The sequence below is a fragment of the Rhizobium sp. Nf11,1 genome (assembly GCF_050587665.1).
Lineage (GTDB): Bacteria > Pseudomonadota > Alphaproteobacteria > Rhizobiales > Rhizobiaceae > Rhizobium.
On record NZ_JBOBHU010000001.1, the window covers coordinates 99904 to 116799 of the forward strand.

General features: G+C 60.7%; 15 protein-coding genes. 7 read left to right on the top strand and 8 right to left on the bottom strand.

Annotated features, from left to right (window positions below):
• Positions 1-3 precede the first annotated feature (3 nt).
• The 4 genes from ACQ7C1_RS00550 to ACQ7C1_RS00565 all read right to left on the bottom strand — a co-directional run bounded on the left by ACQ7C1_RS00550 (position 4) and on the right by ACQ7C1_RS00565 (position 4580).
• Positions 4-963 carry an ABC transporter permease gene (locus ACQ7C1_RS00550; RefSeq protein WP_430956937.1) on the bottom strand — a complete coding sequence of 320 codons (960 nt, stop codon included), beginning with the start codon at positions 961-963 and terminating at the stop codon, positions 4-6.
• Positions 964-1059: 96 nt separating this feature from the next.
• A complete protein-coding gene (locus tag ACQ7C1_RS00555) occupies positions 1060-2646 on the bottom strand; it encodes an ABC transporter substrate-binding protein (RefSeq protein ID WP_430956938.1) in 1587 nt (528 codons plus the stop codon).
• Positions 2643-3374 carry a FadR/GntR family transcriptional regulator gene (locus ACQ7C1_RS00560; protein ID WP_285193419.1) on the bottom strand — a complete coding sequence of 244 codons (732 nt, stop codon included), beginning with the start codon at positions 3372-3374 and terminating at the stop codon, positions 2643-2645. The genes ACQ7C1_RS00555 and ACQ7C1_RS00560 overlap by 4 nt, the downstream gene beginning before the upstream one ends.
• Before the next feature lie 198 nt (positions 3375-3572).
• On the bottom strand, positions 3573-4580 hold the full coding sequence (locus ACQ7C1_RS00565) for a LacI family DNA-binding transcriptional regulator (RefSeq protein ID WP_430956939.1): 1008 nt from the start codon (positions 4578-4580) through the stop codon (positions 3573-3575).
• A 325-nt stretch (positions 4581-4905) separates the two neighbouring features.
• Between ACQ7C1_RS00565 and ACQ7C1_RS00570 the strand changes: the two genes are divergently transcribed.
• From ACQ7C1_RS00570 to ACQ7C1_RS00590, 5 genes are all read left to right on the top strand, one after another.
• Positions 4906-5892 carry a sugar ABC transporter substrate-binding protein gene (locus ACQ7C1_RS00570; RefSeq protein WP_430956940.1) on the top strand — a complete coding sequence of 329 codons (987 nt, stop codon included), beginning with the start codon at positions 4906-4908 and terminating at the stop codon, positions 5890-5892.
• A 153-nt stretch (positions 5893-6045) separates the two neighbouring features.
• Positions 6046-7581: a sugar ABC transporter ATP-binding protein gene (locus tag ACQ7C1_RS00575; RefSeq protein WP_430957242.1), complete on the top strand. Its 1536-nt coding sequence runs from the start codon at positions 6046-6048 to the stop codon at positions 7579-7581.
• Positions 7565-8587 carry an ABC transporter permease gene (locus tag ACQ7C1_RS00580; RefSeq protein WP_097600296.1) on the top strand — a complete coding sequence of 341 codons (1023 nt, stop codon included), beginning with the start codon at positions 7565-7567 and terminating at the stop codon, positions 8585-8587. Before ACQ7C1_RS00575 ends, ACQ7C1_RS00580 begins: the two co-directional genes overlap by 17 nt.
• A gap of 189 nt (positions 8588-8776) precedes the next feature.
• Positions 8777-9922 (top strand): right-handed parallel beta-helix repeat-containing protein, encoded by a 1146-nt coding sequence (locus tag ACQ7C1_RS00585; protein WP_430956941.1) that lies wholly within the window; start codon positions 8777-8779, stop codon positions 9920-9922.
• A gap of 94 nt (positions 9923-10016) precedes the next feature.
• Positions 10017-10820: a Ku protein gene (locus ACQ7C1_RS00590; RefSeq protein ID WP_430956942.1), complete on the top strand. Its 804-nt coding sequence runs from the start codon at positions 10017-10019 to the stop codon at positions 10818-10820.
• Between the two features lie 14 nt (positions 10821-10834).
• Here ACQ7C1_RS00590 and ligD read toward each other — a convergent pair whose 3' ends face one another.
• From ligD to ACQ7C1_RS00610, 4 genes are all read right to left on the bottom strand, one after another.
• A complete protein-coding gene (ligD, locus tag ACQ7C1_RS00595; RefSeq protein WP_430956943.1) occupies positions 10835-13345 on the bottom strand; it encodes a DNA ligase D in 2511 nt (836 codons plus the stop codon).
• A gap of 1 nt (position 13346) precedes the next feature.
• Complete coding sequence (locus tag ACQ7C1_RS00600; RefSeq protein WP_430956944.1) at positions 13347-14198, bottom strand: Ku protein; 852 nt, start codon at positions 14196-14198, stop codon at positions 13347-13349.
• An 18-nt stretch (positions 14199-14216) separates the two neighbouring features.
• Positions 14217-14447, bottom strand: a complete 231-nt coding sequence (locus tag ACQ7C1_RS00605; RefSeq protein ID WP_077992584.1) for a DUF2188 domain-containing protein — start codon at positions 14445-14447, stop codon at positions 14217-14219.
• Between the two features lie 70 nt (positions 14448-14517).
• The gene (locus ACQ7C1_RS00610; RefSeq protein WP_183702626.1) at positions 14518-14784 is read right to left on the bottom strand and encodes a hypothetical protein; all 267 of its coding nucleotides are present in this window, start codon (positions 14782-14784) and stop codon (positions 14518-14520) included.
• Between the two features lie 144 nt (positions 14785-14928).
• Between ACQ7C1_RS00610 and ACQ7C1_RS00615 the strand changes: the two genes are divergently transcribed.
• Both ACQ7C1_RS00615 and ACQ7C1_RS00620 read left to right on the top strand, forming a co-directional pair.
• A complete protein-coding gene (locus ACQ7C1_RS00615; RefSeq protein WP_430956945.1) occupies positions 14929-15363 on the top strand; it encodes an OsmC family protein in 435 nt (144 codons plus the stop codon).
• Positions 15364-15410: 47 nt separating this feature from the next.
• A complete protein-coding gene (locus ACQ7C1_RS00620) occupies positions 15411-16895 on the top strand; it encodes an FAD/NAD(P)-binding protein (protein WP_430956946.1) in 1485 nt (494 codons plus the stop codon).
• Position 16896: the final 1 nt, after the last annotated feature.

The window sequence follows — 16896 nt, forward strand, 5'->3', positions numbered from 1 at the left end:
CTCTCAGCCCACCTTGATCCGCGGATCGACCACCGCATAGGCAAGGTCGGTCAGAAGATTGACGACGATCACGCAGGCGCCGATCACCAGCGTCGAGCCCATGATGACCGGATAGTCGCGGCCCTCCACGGCATCGACCATGAGCAGGCCCATGCCGGGCCAGTTGAACACGCTTTCGATGAAGATCGCGCCACCGATCGCAAGGCCGATGGTCGAGCCGATCAGCGTGATGACGGGAAGCAGCGCATTTCGCAAGGCGTGTTTGGTGATGACCCAGAATTCGAAGACGCCCTTGGCGCGCGCGGTGCGCACATAGTCCTGGTTCAGGACCTCCAGCATCGTAGCGCGCATGTAGCGCATGATCAGGGCTGTCTGCGCGACGGCCAGCAATGTCGCGGGCAGGATGAGGTGATGGAGAAGGTCGGCGACGGAAAATTCCTGGCCGGGCGTCAGCATGCCGCCTGATGGCATCCAGTTGAAATAGACCGAAAAGAAGTAGAGGCCGACAAGAGCGCTGAGGAAGGGTGGACTGGAAATACCGGTGACTGCGAAGACTGAAAGGGACAGGTCGGCGACGGAATTGCGGCGAATCGCACCGACAATGCCGGTGGCGATGCCCGCAACGATCGCGATCGCAATCGCCGATCCCATCAGGAGCACTGTCGGGCCGACGCGCGAGAGGACGAGGCCGAGCACCGGCTGGTCTGGCCGCTTGATCGAATAGCCGAGATTTCCCGTCAGCGCCTGCCGCAGCCAGCCAAGATACTGCACCGGCAGCGGCTGATCGAGTTCGAGCGTGGCGCGCAGCTCGGCCAGATCCGACGACGACATCGGAATATTAGGATCGATATAGGCGTCGATCGGATCGCCCGGCGTGAGGCGCAGCATGGCGAAGATCAGCACGCTCAAGGCAAGCAGCATGCCCACTCCGATCAGCAGACGCCGGAGACTGTATCTCAGCATGAAATCCGTTCCCGTGCGGGCGGGCCACTGCGCCTCGAAAGACGCGTGGCGCTGCAGTGACCCGGCCGCCCTTTGCTTCTCAGGATGCGTGACGCCCTATTCGGCGATCGCCCATTTCTCCGGATGCGCCTGGTAAGGGCCGCCGCCGGGAGCAGGCGTCCAGATGAAGTCCTTCAGCCTGGCGGAGGCGACACCATAGCGTTTCGCCACCCACAGCGGACCCCAGGGCAGTTCCTTGTTCATCACCTTGCAGACCTCCTGGTAACGAGCGGTGCGCTTTGTGGCATCCGTCTCGCCAAGCGCTGCGTCGAGAGCAGCCGTCAGCACCGGCATGCGTACGCGCGCGACGTTCGGGCCGGCCGGCGGGATCTGCTTCTCGTTGAGGCCGACATTGATGCTGCCCGGGTCCGGGCCGTTCTGAAGGCCGGCATAGACCATCTGGAACTGTGCGACGTCAGGCGTCGGGTTGAGCACGATGCTGTTATAGGTCGGGGTGTCGACGGCGCGCGGCGTGACGTTGATGCCGACCTGGGCGAGCATCGCCTGGACAGCCGCCATGACATTGGCGGCAAGCGGCGTCGTGTAATAGGTCAGAAGGGTGATCGGCTTGTTGCCGTTGATCTCATCCCAGCCGGCTTCCTTCAGCAGCTGTTTGGCCTTTTCCGGATCATAGGCATAGGTCTCGATGCCTTTCGGCACCACCTGATCGGCGACATAGGCGCAGTTTGCCGGTTCGGCGGCGCCGCCGTAAAGGCTCTGGATGATCGCATCACGATTGATCGCGTACATCACCGCCTGACGGACCCGAACATCCTTCCAGATGGGTGAGTCGTGGTTGAAACCGAGATAGTTGACGACGAAGGAATTGCCTTCGATGACGCGGAAATCCTTATTGTCGTTGAAAGCCTTCAGATCGTTGGAATCGACATAGGTGAACTGGATCTCGCCGGCGCGCAATGCGGCGATCGCCGCTGCCGGATTGGCGAAATAGCGGTTGATGATCTTTTCGAGCGCCGGTTTGCCGCCCCGGTAGTCGGTGTTGGCGACAAGTTCGACATATTGATCGGTGACATATTTGCTGAACTTGAACGGCCCGGTGCCGATCGGCGCCGTGGACCACCACGTATTCTTGGCGAGTTGATCGGCTGGGATCTGCGAAAGCGCGTGCTCCGGCAGCATCATCACCTTCGTCAGCGTGTCCATCAGGCTTGCGGACGGGGCCGAGAGCTTGATGACCAGGGTCTTGTCGTCCTTGGCCTCGACCGAGGAAACGGCATTCAGCCGCGCCGCCAGAACGGAGCCGGTCTTGGCGTTCTTGGCGAGCTCGATGGTGAACTTGGCGTCCTTTGCCGTAAAGGGCTTGCCGTCATGCCATTTCGCATCGGCGAGCATGAAGGTGTAGGTCAATTGGTCGGGATTGACCTCGTAGGACGAAGCGAGCTGGCCGACGACCTTCTCGAGCTTCTCGTCATAGGCCACTAGCGGCTCGAAATAGACGCTGAGCCATGTGAAGCCGCCCGTCGCGGCGAGCGGATTGAAATTGCCCTGGAAACCACCAGGCCCGACATCGAAGCCGCCCGACAGCGTGGCCGCCTGCGCGGCGCCGGTGAAGGCTGGGGCGACGGTCGTCGCCATCAAAGCAGTCAATGCGATGGCCGATGATAGTCTTTGCAGTCGTTTCATTGTGCTCCTCCCAGATTTGCACTTTTCTTATTGGCTGCGATCACCCGGGAAATGCCGTCATAATGGCGATCCAGGCGCTTCTGCGCTTCCGCAACGTCCTTCGCCTCGATGGCGTCGACGATCGCCGCGTGATCCCTCCAGGTGGCGACGGGGTCGACATTGTCGAGGTTGACGAAATCGGACGCCTTGTAGAAGGCGAGCCAGAACACATCGATCAGCCGGGCAAGCGTCACGTTGTTCTGGCAGCGGAAGAGCAGGGTATGAAAAAGCTGGTCTTCGTCGGCAAAGGATTGTCCACGCTCCGCATGCACCCGCATGCGCTCCACCGTGGCGCGCAGTTCGGCGATATCGTCGTCGCCGATCATTTCAAGCGTCTTGCCGATCAGCCCGACTTCGAGGGTGCGGCGGATCTCGATCACTTCTTCGATCTGACGCAACGCGCCGCCGAGGCCATAAGCGAGATTGTCGAGCAGCGGCTCGAATGAGAACGCCTTCACGAAGATGCCGACACCACGGCGCGATTCCAGCACACCGAGCGATTCCAGCGCCTTGATGCCTTCGCGCAGGGAATTGCGGCTGACACCGAGCTGGTTTGCCAAGTCGGATTCAGCCGGAAGCAGCGTGCCCGGCTTCAGCCCGTTGTCGCTGATATAGGCGCGCAGGCTTTCCTGCACGGAGACGTGAAGAAGAGGCGCACGGGTAAGCGGCTTCATGGATTTCAGCGGCATGCCTTGTCATTTCCGTCTGCGATGAAGACGCCACAGACATATCCACTTGTAGGATATCCGTCAAATGAATTCGTCCGCTGCTGGGAGTGTCAGCGGTAGGCATGGTGGTGATCGGAGGATTGCCGCCCGTTGCGACAGATCCGCGGCTTATGTCCGAGTGAGTGGCGGAAAACTAAACGAACGGCCTGCCGCCGACCCTCAGTCGGGTTGCGGTGGAGCGGTCGTTTCCCCCTGCGAAAGCGTGCAGGCGAGCAAGATGGGATGTCCGATGCCGGGCGTCGGTTGCTTGTTCAAAAGAACTGCGACTGCCGCAGCAGCGATCTTTTGGATCGGCTGTTTGACGGTGGTCAGCCGCGGCGTGGTCATGCTCGCGAGCGGGATGCCGTCGAATCCGACGATGGAAAGGGCTGCGGGTATCGGTATTCCCAGATCATGTGCCGCTCTCATGCAGCCGATCGCCTGCTGATCCGAACTTGCAAAGATCGCGGTCGGCCGTTCGCTGCGGGCGCGTGCCAGCAGATAGTTTCCCGCCGATCGTCCGCTTTCATAATCGAAAGCCGCCTCGGCAATCAGCGGCGACCCTATTTGTCCGCCGTCGTCGGGCTGCCCCATGGCGTCGAGGTAACCTTTGAGGCGATCGTTGGCAGGCACGGAATGTCTGGGGCCCGAGATGAAGCCGATGCGGCGATGACCAAGCTGCAAAAGATGCTCGACGCCGAGACGTACGCCCGCGCGGTGGTCCGAGGCGATGCCGGAATATCCGGGCATGAGACGGTCGACGACGACGATCGGCAATCCCTTCGGCAGCTTGAGCCTATGGAAATCATTGCTGGGAACGAGGATGATGCCGTCGACTTTCCGGCTTGTCAGCTGCCCGATCCGGTCTGCTTCCTTGGCCGCATCGTCAAAAGACGTCATGACGATGATGTTGTAGCCATGGCTTGCCCCAGCCTGTTCGGCGGACTGCACGAGTTCCGAGAAGAACGGATTGGTGAGATCGGGAATGACGATGCCGATCAGGCGGCTGACCTTGCTGCGCATGCTTCGCGCCGACGGGTCGGGCATATAGCCGAGCTCGTCGATGATGCGTCTGACGCGTGCCCTCAGCTCATCGGTCACGGCGGGGTGGTCATTCAGGACTCGCGAGACGGTCCCGGTGGAAACGCCGGCAAATTTGGCAACGTCTCGAATTCCGACCTTTGGCATAATGGAAGAACATGTCCCTTCATTTCAGTCTCGGGGACGTGGAGGCACCCGATCGGGCTTCAGCTAATGGTCTCCATCGCCTTCGTCAAAGGGCCGCAGTCAATTTGACGGCGCCTGCATAACACGAGAAACGCCGGCATTCAATGGAAACGGTTCACCGTTGATTCTCGAGAAGGTCAGGATTGCTGCCGCTTCCGCCAGTTTCTGCCCGTTTTCGGCCACCTTGACAATCTTGCGGGCCGTTGTTACCCAAGTGGTGTTGGAAACGGTTCATTAGCGAAGGCACTCAGGTGAGGATAGGCCCGGAACCGTTCGGAGGAGAGAAATGTCCCAATATACGAAGCGTGATTCCGTCCTGATGCGTGCGCCGCGCCGTGCGGCATTGAAGCTTGGACTTGCCGGCACCTTGGTGCTCGCACTGTCTTGCGGCGTGTCGCCCGCTTTTGCAGCTGGCAAGCCGAAGGTCGGCCTGATCATGAAGTCTCTGTCCAATGAGTTCTTCAAGCAGATGAAGGCCGGCGCCGACAAGTATGCGGCCGAGAACAAGGACAAGTTCGACTTCAAGGCCGTCGGCATGAAGGACGAGCGCGATTTTGCCGCCCAGGTCGATGCCGTCGAAAACTTCGTGACGCAGAAATACGACATCATCGTCGTCGCCCCGGCCGATTCGAAGGCCATGGCCACGCCGCTGGCAAAGGCCGTGAAATCAGGCGTCAAGGTCATCAATATCGACGTGCCGCTCGATGCCGATGCCAAGAAGGCAGCCGGCATCGATCTGGCATTCTTCGGCCCGGACAACCGCGAAGGCGCCAAGCTCGCCGGCGAGGCGCTGGCCAAGGATCTGGGGGCGGGCGCGAAGGTCGTCATTCTCGAGGGCAATCCTGAGGCCGACAATGCCAAGGAGCGCAAGGAAGGCTTCATGGACTCTGTTAAATCTGGCAAGCTTGAACTACTCGACAGCAAGACCGCCCATTGGGAGACCGAAGAAGCCAACACGGTCATGACGAATTTCCTGACGAAATATAAGGATATCCAGGGTGTCATGGCGGCCAACGACTCCATGGCGCTTGGTGTCGTCAAGGCTCTCGATGCAACCGGCCAGGCCGGCAAGATCAAGGTTGTCGGCTTCGATAACATCCCGCCGGTGCAGCCGCTGATCAAGGACGGCAAGATGCTTGCCACCGTCGAACAATATGGCGCGCAGATGGCGGTCATGGGCATCGACTATGGTATGCGGGAACTTGCCGGCGAAAAATTCACCGGCTGGGTCAAGACCGACATCAAGCTCGTTACGTCAGGCGACCTTAAATAATCGACATCGCCGACGAGTTTAAGCGAAAGGAAGCGCCGGCCGCCGCCGGCGCTGACCGCTGCCACCCGACTGCATGGTGATCACCCGATGGCGCTCGTTGCGGGCTTTTGGAGTGCGCATGTGTGGGTGATGGCCAAGGAACTCAAACGGATCATGCACGAGGTGGACGTGTCGGACGTAGCAGATGACCACATCCTGAAGCTGGAGGGGATCGGCAAGCGCTTCCCGGGCGTCGTCGCGCTCAGGAATGTTTCCATGCGGATTGGCCGCGGCAAGGGCCACGTCCTGCTCGGCGAGAATGGCGCAGGCAAGTCGACCCTGATCAACCTGCTGGGCGGTGTGTTCAAGCCGGACGATGGCCACATTTCGTTCGACGGCAAGCCCTATCATCCTGCCTCGCCGCTGGAGGCCTTCAAGGCCGGCATCCGCGTCATCCACCAGGAACTCCACCCCCTTTCCAATCTCAGCGTCGCTGAAAATCTGCTCTTCGAGCATCTTCCGCGTCGATACGGGCTGGTGGATTACAAGCAAATGAACCGTCGGGCGGCCGAACTGCTGGCGGAAGTCGGTCTCGATGTGGCGCCGACGACGCTCGCCAGTCGCCTCAGCGTCGCGCAGTTGCAACTGCTCGAGATCGCCAAGGCGCTCTGCTATGAAAGCAAGCTGCTCGTTCTCGACGAGCCGACGGCAACCTTGACGTCCAAGGAAGTCGATCGGCTATTCGAAATTCTGAAGCGGCTGAAGGCGCGCGGTGTGACGACGCTCTATATATCGCACAGGCTCGAGGAGATTTTCGAAGTCGGAGATGACGTCACGGTGCTGCGCGATGGCCAGCATGTGATCACGCGTCCCCTGTCCGGATTGGCCATCCCCGACATCGTTGAGCTGATGGTCGGGCGAACGCTCTCGGATCATGGCGTCTTTCGCAGTGACAGCGCGGTGTTCGGCGAGGCGCTCGGTGTCTCCGGTCTGAAAGTGACACGAAACAGCCCGGAATTGTCGTTTTCGGTGGCCAAGGGCGAAATCGTCGGCATTGCCGGCCTTGTCGGCAGCGGACGGACGGAGGCGGTCCGCGCCATATTCGGCGCTGACGTCAAAGCCGGCGGCGAAATCCGCATCGACGGAGAGCCGGTTGCGATCAATGCGCCGAAAGATGCGGTTGCCGCCGGCCTGTGCCTGGCGACGGAAGACCGCAAACTGCAGGGCCTGATGCTCGACATGAGCTGCGCGGAAAACACCACGGTCACCGACCTCGGCAAGATCTCCCGCAAGGGGCTGATCAGCCGCAGGATGGAGAACGAAAACGCGCAGCGTCTTGTGCGGGAGCTACGCATCAAAACGCCATCCGTCCATCAGCTGGTCAGAAGGTTTTCGGGCGGCAACCAGCAGAAGGTGGTCATCGCCAAATGGCTGTTCCGCGGTCCCAAGGTGCTGATTTTCGATGAGCCGACCCGCGGCATCGATGTCGGCGCCAAGGCTGAAATCTACGAGCTTCTCTGGAAGTTTGCCGCTGAAGGAAAGGGTGTTCTGGTCGTATCCTCGGATCTGCCGGAGCTCATCGGCATCTGCCATCGCATCATCGTCCTGTCGGACGGCAAGATCGCCGGCGAAATCGCGCGCGATCAATTCGAAGAGAGCAGGATCCTCTCACTTGCTTACAAGGAGTACAGTCGTGTCCGGCAACATTGAAACCAAGATCGAAGCGAAAGAGACAGGCTTCTGGGACAAGCTGATCCGGATCTCGATGAAAGAGGCAGGCGTTGCCATCGCCCTCGTCCTGATCGTCATCTTCTTCTCGGCGACGGCGCCCTATTTCGCGACGCCGGAGAATTTCCTGAAAATCTTCGTTCAGATTGCCATCAACACCGTGCTTGCTTCGGGCATGACCTTTGTCATCCTGGTCGGCGGCATCGACCTTTCGGTGGGCTCGCTGCTGGCCCTTTGCACGGTGATCGGCGCGACGATCATGATCGACCCCAGGTTCTCCCCCTGGCAGGCGATCGTGCTCGCTTCGCTCGCCTCGATGGGCACCGGCGCGCTCCTTGGCGCCATCAACGGCTGGGTCTGCGAAAAGTGGAAGCTGCCGTCCTTCATCGTCACGCTCGGCATGCTGAATGTCGCCAGCGGCCTGGCACGCGTCGTCAGCGACAACTCCACCATCACCGGCCTGCCGCAGCCCTTCGTCGATTTCGGAAATCTGATCTTCTGGGGCATCTTCCCGTCGATCTTTCTGATTGCGATCGTCGTCGTCCTCGTCGGCTGGTTCGTGCTGCGTTACACCGTGTTCGGACGTTTCGTCTTCGCAATCGGCACCAATGAAGAAGCTGTGCGGCTGTCGGGGCACGAGCCGAAACGATATAAGATCGCGGTGTTCACGATCTCGGGCCTGACCGCCGGCATCGCCGCCATGGTCTATCTGCTCCGCCTCAATGTCGGCAGTCCGGTTGCAGGCATCGGCTATGAATTGAACGCGATCGCTGCGGTCATCATCGGCGGCACTAGCCTCTCCGGCGGCAAGGGCTCGATCGTTGGAACGCTGGTCGGTGCCTGCATTCTGCAGGTGCTGTCGACGGGATTGCAGCTGCTGGGCGCCGACGACAACATCAAGCCGATCGTCATCGGCGCCGTCATCGTGCTTGCCGTTATCCTGGACAGCTATCGCGGCCGGTTGATGCGGATACTGGAAACGCGTTGACCGACCGCCAGGCGTTGGGCTTCTGAGATCTCATGGCGGCGTGCGAAGTCGACGCAGGCCGTCAAACTCCTGCCACAAGCCGTGCATTAATTCGACGCGAGTGCGTACTCCTTATATCGGAATCGATTTAGGGATAACGTGCGCAGCAGTTCATAGCGTTGCTGCAGCAACCGCGTCGATGGAGATCCGATGCCCGCAATTCTGCGAAAAAAAGTTCACGGCGCGTCCACGCGGGCTGAGGTCATCGACGGCGCAGAGGATATTGGCGTCGCCTATCAGGTGTTTTCCGATACGGTGATCGAAGACGTTGTCGTCAAGAACTCACCTCGTGGCTTCAAGTTTCACAATGGCAACAATCTCGTCGTCAGGCGCTGCGAAACGGAGAATGTCAAGGGCGACGGCATCTATCTGACGAAGACGAAGAACGTTCTTCTGGAAAACAACCGCATGGGGGCCGCGCCTGGCGAGGGCGCGGACTGCTGCCAGTTCGCCTATCAAAACAGCGACGACAATATCAGTTCGGATGTCGTGATCCGCGGCAACCTCTTCCTGCAGTCGCCGACGAGCACCTCGAATAAAGGGGCCCTGGTCTGCGACAAAACCCGGAAATATCGCGTCGAGTACAATTTCATCGGCGGCAAGAACTTCTCCTTTTCATCGATTGGCGACGATGCCGTGGTGCGCAGCAACATCATGCGCGACGGCAGAATGAACGACTATTCTTTCGGCTACGGCATCGGCGACAAGGCGGACCATACCGGCCATCACGTTTATGACAATTGGATCGAGAACAACAATCGCGGGATCAGCCTGAGCGGCTTTTCCGACCAGGAACTGGCCTTTCGCAAGGACATCGACATCCACGACAACGTCATCAGCGGATGCGACATTGCCTTCTTCGCCAATCGGCCATGGTCGGGGAGTTTCCGGCGCAACATATTCATGCGATGCGGGCAGGACATGGTTCTGTCGGGAAAGGGCAAAGCCACCGCCGGCGAGATCGACGGCAATTACCGCAATGACGGCAGCTTCTTGAACCTTGTGGCGCCGCCCCTCCGCTTCAATTCCGACGGCAAGGCCTCCGTCGCTTCGGGGGAATGGACATCCGAACCCGATGAGATCGCTATCCAGTGGCGCGACAAGGGAGTCGATATTCCTGGCGCCAACCGGCCGTCGATTACCGTCGAGCCCGGCATGGAATTGTCTTGCGTGCTGTTGGCCCGTAAGGGCCGCAATTGGATGCTCGCAATCGCCGAAACCGCCTATGACGAGTTCACGCCGCGCGCATGGGAGGAAAAGAAGCTGCCGTGGCAGAAGCGGTATCTCTCAATCTAAGCCAAGTGCTGCCTGCCATGCCGGGCCTGGAACCGAAGACCGGTTTTTGCCGTTGATTGCCAATGTTCCATCGGTCCGGGAGGGCAGGACAGTCATGGCACGTCAGACGTTCTGGAAAGGATATCTCAAGCTCTCGCTCGTCACCGCCTCCGTCTCGCTGACGCCGGCGACGACCGAAGGCAACAAGGTGCGTTTTCACGTCCTCAATCGCGAGACAAAAAATCGTGTCGAAAGCCGTTATGTCGACAGCGTTACCCATAAACCGGTGGCTGACCGGGACCAGGTGAAGGGTTACCCGCGCGGCGAGGACGACTATATCATTCTTGAGGACGAGGAGATCGAGGAAGTCGGGCTCGAAAGCACTCGGACCATCGATATCGAGAGTTTCGTCCCGCGCGGCTCGATCGATTGGATCTGGTACGACAAGCCGCATTTTCTGGCGCCGGAGGATAAGGTCGGCTTGGAAGCCTTCTGCGTCATCCGCGAAGCGATGAAGGCAAACGACGTCGTCGGCATTGCCCGCCTGGTTCTCTATCGCCGCGAGCGTGCCGTGCTCCTGGAGCCGCAAGGCAAGGGCATCGTGCTCTGGACCCTGCGTTACGGCGACGAGGTGCGCAAACCCTCGACCGAAATCGACGACAAGGCGGATATCGACGGCAAGCTGCTGACGCTGATGAAGCGGCTGGTGAAGGAAGAGACGAAGGATTGGGGCCCGACCATGGTGCAGGACCCGATCCAGAAGCAGCTGAAATCGATGATCCGCAACAAGCAGAAGAGCCTGAAGAAGGCGGCGCCCGCCAAGAAAACCGCACCGGTAAAGTCGACCGGCAACGTCATCAACATCATGGATGCGCTGAAGAAGAGCCTGACGGCGGAAGGCGGGCGGAAGCCGCGCTAGATTGGGGGCTTCTTCTACCGCTTCTTCTTTTCCAACGGCTTCGCCGCGGCGAAAAATCCGTCCCAGGGATCTTGCGGCAAAGCGTCGAGCCGGGTTGGCGTATTATCAACGGTGAAATAGGCCGGCCCGACGTCGGCCGTGAGTTCGCTCCATTCCAGCGGCATCGAGACTGCGGCGCCCGGCCGTGCCCGTGTCGAATAGGGCGCGACCGCCGTATTGCCGCGACCGTTGCGGAGATAGTCGATGAAGATCTTCCCCTTTCGCTTGGCCTTCGTCGCCGTCGCCAGATAGCGGTCGGGATCGTCGGCGGACATGCTGTCGGCAAGCCACTTGGCGAACCCCTTCACCTCGGCCCAGCCGGCCTTCGGCGTGAGCGGGGTCACCACATGCAGTCCCTTGCCGCCCGAGGTCTTGACGAAGGCGGCGAGGCCTTCGGCCTCCAGCCGCTCCTTCAATTGGTAAGCAGCGGCGATCACATCTGCCCACGCCACCTCGTCATCGGGATCGAGGTCCATGGTGATCATATCGGGCTTTTCCCAATTGCCGGTCGTTGCGCCCCAGGGGTGGATTTCAAGCGTGGCCGATTGCACCAGCGCCACGATGCCGTCGAAATCGGTAATTCTGAGCAGCTTCTCCCCCTGCTTGTCCTTAGGGTCGGTAATCTCCTGGATATGCGGGTTCATGCCCTTCCAGGCGTGCTTCTGGAAAAACCGCTGTCGGCCGTTGATCCCGTCCGGCAGGCGCAGGAGCGCCAGCGGCCGGTTGACGACATAAGGCGCCATGAAGCGCCAGACCTGGGCGTAGTAATTCGCCAGCCCTTCCTTGGTAACACCCTCGTCCGGCCAGTAGATGCGGTCGGGATGGGTGAGTGTCACAGCCGATTTCGGCAGGGCAGGGGCCATGGTCTTTTCCGTCTCACGCGTCACGTCCTTTGCAGGCTTGTCTTCCCGCAAGCCGCGGAAAGCCGCATGGCGCAGATTGCCATCGGCCGACCAAGCGCGGAACTCAACCTCGCCGACCAGCTGCGGTTTGACATAGATCAGCCCGCGCCGCTCCTCTGATGTCAGCTTGTCGTCGAATGAACTCTCGTTCTGCGTCAGACGCGACAGTTTCTCATAGAGCATCTGCGCAGTTGCCGCTGTATATCCGGTGCCGACGCGCCCGACATGTTTGAGTTCGCCGTCCTGGTAATAGCCCATCGCCAGCGAGCCGATCGCATTCTTCATCGAGGTCGACGGCACGTAGCCGCCGATGACGAACTCCTGCCGGTGCGAACATTTCGATTTGATCCAATCGCCTTTTCGTCCCGAGTTGTATTTGCTGCCGCGCAGTTTGGAAATCACTCCTTCGAGGCTGAGCCGGCAGGCATGGTCGAGCACCAGGCCGCCGCTTTCGTTGAAATGCCCGCTGTAGCGCAGCTTATCATTATCACCGGGCAGCACGCTTTCGAGCAGCTGCTTGCGATCGGTGAGCGCTGCATTCAGCAGATTATATCCGTCGAGGTGAAGAAGATCGAAGGCATAGAAGGCGAAGCGATCATCGCGGCCTTCACTCAGATCGTGCTGCAGTGCCGAGAAGTGCGAGGCGCCGCTATCGCGCTCGACGACGATTTCGCCGTCGATCACCGCCGATTTCACGGGCAGGGCGGCAAAGGCCGCGACTACCTGCTTGCCGAATTTGTCCGTCCAGTCGAGGCCGCTGCGGGTCAACATCTTGACCTCGCCGTTCTCGACCCTGACCTGCAGACGGTAGCCGTCGAACTTTATTTCGTGGATCCAGCGATCGCCAGCCGGGGGCTTCGGTTTCAATTTGGCAAGCGCCGGCTCGATGAAATCGGGCATGGCGCCCTTGCGCGCACCCTTCGGCCACTCGCGTCCTCGCGGTGCTGGGGATTTGTCCTTCGACGCCGCTTTCTTGGCGGCGGCCGGCCTGCCGTCTTTCGACTTGGATTTCCAAGTCGCGTCCGGATTTTCCGCCACCTCTTCGAGTTGGCGGCCGGTCTTTGCCGATTCCGGCCGCTCCTCGAGAATATCGCCGTCGTGGCGCGCCTCGGCGTCATCTCCCTTGATCAACAGCCAGTTCTCCCGCTTTTCCCCGGGGCGCCCATGCATGCGCACGAGGTGCCAGCGACCCTTCAGCTTCTCGCCGTCGAGCTCGAATTCCATATGGCCCTCGCGATAGTCCTTCTGCGCATCGCCGAGCGGCGTCCACGTGCCGCGATCCCAGACGATGACAGTGCCGCCGCCATATTGTCCTTTTGGAATGATGCCTTCGAAATCGCCGTAGGACAGCGGGTGGTCTTCAACGTGTACGGCAAGACGCTTGTCCTCCGGGTTGAGACTCGGACCTTTGGTGACAGCCCAGCTCTTCAGCACGCCATCCATCTCCAGCCTGAAGTCGTAGTGCAGCCTCGTTGCGTCATGCTTCTGAATGACGAAACTGTTGCCGCTCGCGCGGCCTTTGAGGCCGCGCGGCTCCGGAGTGAGTTTGAAATTGCGCTTCGCCTCATAGGTCTCGAGGGCCATCTCAGCCTGCCTTCTTCCTTTGGCTGTCGCCGCGCCCCGGAGCCTTCTTTTTTGCCGGAGCCTTCTGCGCCGCCTTGCCGCTCAGCTTGGCGCTTTGGCGCAGCGCCTCCATCAGGTCGACGACCTTGCCTTCGGGCGCCGGTTTCTTCTTGGGTGGTGCCCGGCCCTCGATCTTCGCCTTCACCAGTTCGACGAGTGCCGCTTCGTAGCGATCCTCATAGGCGCTCGGGTCGAAGCTGCCACGCCTGGTTTCGATGATGTGACCGGCGAGTTCGAGCATTTCCTTGTCGAACTTGATGTCGGGAATGTCTTTGAAGACCGCGTCAGCCGAGCGCACCTCATAGTCGAAGTTCAGCGTGGTGGCGATGATGTGGCCATCATGAGGCCGGATCAGCAACGTTCGATTCCGCCGGAAAAGCACGGCTTCGGCGAGCGCCGCGACCTTGCCGTAGCGCATGCCGCGGACGATTAGCGACAGCGCTTCCTTATCATGTTCATCGACCGGCGCGAGGTAATAGGGACGGTCGAAATAGAGCTTGTCGATATCGTCATAGGCAATGAAAGCCTTGACGTTGAGCACCTTGTGACTTTCCGGCATGATCTCCGCGATCTCGTCGCCTTCTATGACGATATAGTCGCCACTCTCCATCTGGTAGCCCTTCACCTGATCGTCTCGCTCGACCGGTTTGCCGGACTCGCTGTCGACGAATTGCCGTTCCACCCGGTGGCCGGTCCTGCGGTTGATGATGTTGAAGGAAACGCGGTCGGAGGAGGAGATGGCGGTATAGAGCCCGACGGCGCAAGCCAGGTCGCCTACTTTCAGATGACCTTTCCAGCTTGCCCGCGCGGTCATGCCATCCTCCGCTGAAAATCACAGACGACCGTTGCTCTTGTCGGTTTCGAGCTCCTGGAAAGCCCATCCGCCATCGGGGGAGGGATATGCAAGCAACGCGTCGCCGTCGCCGATTTTCTGACGTGACGCAGCATCCTTGGCGTGGACAATCGCTTCCTCGGCGGTCGCATAGGTTTCCGACAGCGTGTCGCCGAGCTTGTAAGCCCAGCCATTGTCATGCGGCACAACCTGATAGGTGATATCGGCCATTTCGGATCTCCTCTTTGCAGTTCGATGGGGAGTTATGATGTCGGCCGAAAACCGCGCACAGTTTTCGGCATTACCCCTGGTTCCGATTTGGTTTGCGCCTTTCGTCAAGCGCGATGATTTTCTCCAGGGAGGCGATGTCCTCACTGGTGACGACGGGGACCGGATCGGACGCGATCGCCTCCAGCACCTCCTGCGAGATGGCGCCGTTGCGGATCGCCCATTCCAGCGTCTCGCGCGTTTCCCGCTCGGCCTTCAGCTGTGCATAGAGCGCGACGATCAACCGGTCGCGGGCGTCCATCCGCCGGTCCTGACGATGCATGTTGCGGGCATGCGGCATCGCCGTGCACCTTTGTCACTGATCTCGTTCAGGTGTAATCAACCGATGACGGATGGAAAGGTTCCGTTACCAGGCGTTGCGGCGCCGTTGCGGGCCGCGGCGCAACTCGCTATCTCTGCGAGGCTATTCTCAGAGGATTTCTTCATGGCCGATTTCAAGGCACGCCCCCGTCCGACCGGCGCCATCGCCACCCTCGGCCGCACCGGCTTTCCGCATGTCACGTCCACCACCAAGGGTGAGATCGATATCGTCACCGCCCCCTCTCAGCCGGGCTTCAGCCCGCTCGATCTGCTCTATGCCTCGCTCTCGGCTTGTCTCGTGCTCAGCGCCCGCATTGCAGCCAGTCAGATGGGGATTCTCGACAGGATCAGCGAGATCACGGCCGATGTCACCGGCGAGAAGGCGGCGGAAGGGCTCTCACGTGTTGCGAAATTCAACATCGTCTTCTCGATCAAGGGCGATGTCGATGAAGAGACCCGCCGCAAGATCGTCCATGCCGCCGAAGACGAGATCTGCACAGTCAGCAACACCATCCGCGGCACTCCCGAATTCTCGACCGTCATATCGAAACAAGACTGATCTTCACAAACATTATAGACTATTGCGGCCGGAGGATTGCGCGAGTTATGTCCGGCTTCTATGCTCGGGGCATCGAAGCAACGGTGCCGGAGATCATGCAGCCCAAGCCTCTGTCGATGTCCGACCAGCCCGTCGTCGCCATCATCGGCGGTGGTGTCTCCGGCGCGGGCGTCGCCTATCATCTCGCCCGTGCAAACGTTGGCGAGCGTCCTGTAATCATGGTCTTCGAGCCGCGGGCGGAGCTCGGCCGCGGCCTTGCCTATGATACGGATGATCCGGCGCACCGTATCAATGTTCCTGCCGCCAAGATGAGCCTGCAGCCCGATGATCTGGGCGAGTTCCAGGCCTGGATCGACGCCCGCGATGCCGTCGCGGACGATCCCGGGGCGAGGCAACCGGACGGCATGCTCTTCCCCCGGCGCCGGCTCTTCGGCGAATATGTCGCCTCCCTTTTGAAGCCATTGCTGGAAGAAGGCGTCGTGCTCCACAACCGCGCCCGCGTGACCGGACTCGAGCGCCGGGGCGGCCGCTGGTCGATCCAGGACGACAAAGGCGGGGTCGCCGAGGCCGATATCGTTGCGATCGCCACCAGCCATCCGCCGCCTGCAGCGCCCGGCCGGCTTGCCGCCAGCTTGGCGGCCCATCCCCGCTTCGTCGCCGACACCACCAAGCCGGGCGCGCTCGGCGTGATCGGCCGGCATGACCGGGTGCTAGTCATCGGCAATGGCTTGACCGCCGCCGATGTCATCGCCTCGCTCGCTGAACGCGGACATCGCGGTCCGGTGACGGCAATCTCGCGCCGCGGTCTTCGCTCGCGCGGGCATGCACCGATGCCGCAGCCGCTCTTCGGCGAGTTCGTCTCCGATGCGGCACATTCCGCCGTTTCACTGTTGAGAAGAATCCGCGCCGCCATAAGAGCTGCGGAAGCGCAGGGCATAAGCTGGCATGGTGTGATCGATCAGGTGCGGGCGCAGGGACACGATCTCTGGCAGGCGCTGCCGATTGCCGAAAGGCGCCGTATTGTCCGACATCTGCGCCCCTATTGGGATGTACATCGGTTCCGCATCGCGCCGCAGGTGGAAGCCGTGCTCGACGCGGCGATTGCCGCCGGCCGTCTGGAGATCGTTGCCGGGTCGGTCGCCGATGCGCGCATTGAAGGTGAGCTTGTTCTTTGCGCCCTGCAGCCGCGCTATCAACGCCAGCCGTTGGAGCGGAGCTATGACGCCGTCGTCGTCACCACCGGCCCGGCGCATGGCGGCATTCTCGAAACCCAGCCTTGGCTCGCGGCGCTTGCCGCAAACGGCCACCTGTCACTTGATCCCACAGGCCTCGGCCTTGCCTGCACCGAGCAGTCGGAGGCGATCGGCCCCTCGGGCAAGGCGGAGTCTTCGTTATTGATCTCCGGCCCGTTGGCCCGCGGCACTTTCGGCGAACTGATGGGTCTGCCGCAGGTGACCGAGCATGCCTTCTTTGTTGCAGGGGAAATCGCCGCAAAGCTGCGGCAGGCCGCGACGAACACCCGCCCGGCCTGAT

Excerpts from the sequence above, each read along its gene's own strand:
- ACQ7C1_RS00615 (WP_430956945.1), top strand. The coding sequence starts at position 14,929 with ATGGCCGATTTCAAGGCACGCCCCCGTCCGACCGGCGCCATCGCCACC.
- ACQ7C1_RS00610 (WP_183702626.1), bottom strand. The coding sequence starts at position 14,784 with ATGCCGCATGCCCGCAACATGCATCGTCAGGACCGGCGGATGGACGCC.
- ACQ7C1_RS00590 (WP_430956942.1), top strand. The coding sequence starts at position 10,017 with ATGGCACGTCAGACGTTCTGGAAAGGATATCTCAAGCTCTCGCTCGTC.
- ACQ7C1_RS00620 (WP_430956946.1), top strand. The coding sequence starts at position 15,411 with ATGTCCGGCTTCTATGCTCGGGGCATCGAAGCAACGGTGCCGGAGATC.
- ACQ7C1_RS00570 (WP_430956940.1), top strand. The coding sequence starts at position 4,906 with ATGTCCCAATATACGAAGCGTGATTCCGTCCTGATGCGTGCGCCGCGC.
- ACQ7C1_RS00550 (WP_430956937.1), bottom strand. The coding sequence starts at position 963 with ATGCTGAGATACAGTCTCCGGCGTCTGCTGATCGGAGTGGGCATGCTG.
- ACQ7C1_RS00560 (WP_285193419.1), bottom strand. The coding sequence starts at position 3,374 with ATGCCGCTGAAATCCATGAAGCCGCTTACCCGTGCGCCTCTTCTTCAC.
- ACQ7C1_RS00565 (WP_430956939.1), bottom strand. The coding sequence starts at position 4,580 with ATGCCAAAGGTCGGAATTCGAGACGTTGCCAAATTTGCCGGCGTTTCC.
- ACQ7C1_RS00605 (WP_077992584.1), bottom strand. The coding sequence starts at position 14,447 with ATGGCCGATATCACCTATCAGGTTGTGCCGCATGACAATGGCTGGGCT.
- ACQ7C1_RS00585 (WP_430956941.1), top strand. The coding sequence starts at position 8,777 with ATGCCCGCAATTCTGCGAAAAAAAGTTCACGGCGCGTCCACGCGGGCT.
- ACQ7C1_RS00575 (WP_430957242.1), top strand. The coding sequence starts at position 6,046 with ATGCACGAGGTGGACGTGTCGGACGTAGCAGATGACCACATCCTGAAG.
- ACQ7C1_RS00600 (WP_430956944.1), bottom strand. The coding sequence starts at position 14,198 with ATGACCGCGCGGGCAAGCTGGAAAGGTCATCTGAAAGTAGGCGACCTG.
- ACQ7C1_RS00555 (WP_430956938.1), bottom strand. The coding sequence starts at position 2,646 with ATGAAACGACTGCAAAGACTATCATCGGCCATCGCATTGACTGCTTTG.
- ligD (WP_430956943.1), bottom strand. The coding sequence starts at position 13,345 with ATGGCCCTCGAGACCTATGAGGCGAAGCGCAATTTCAAACTCACTCCG.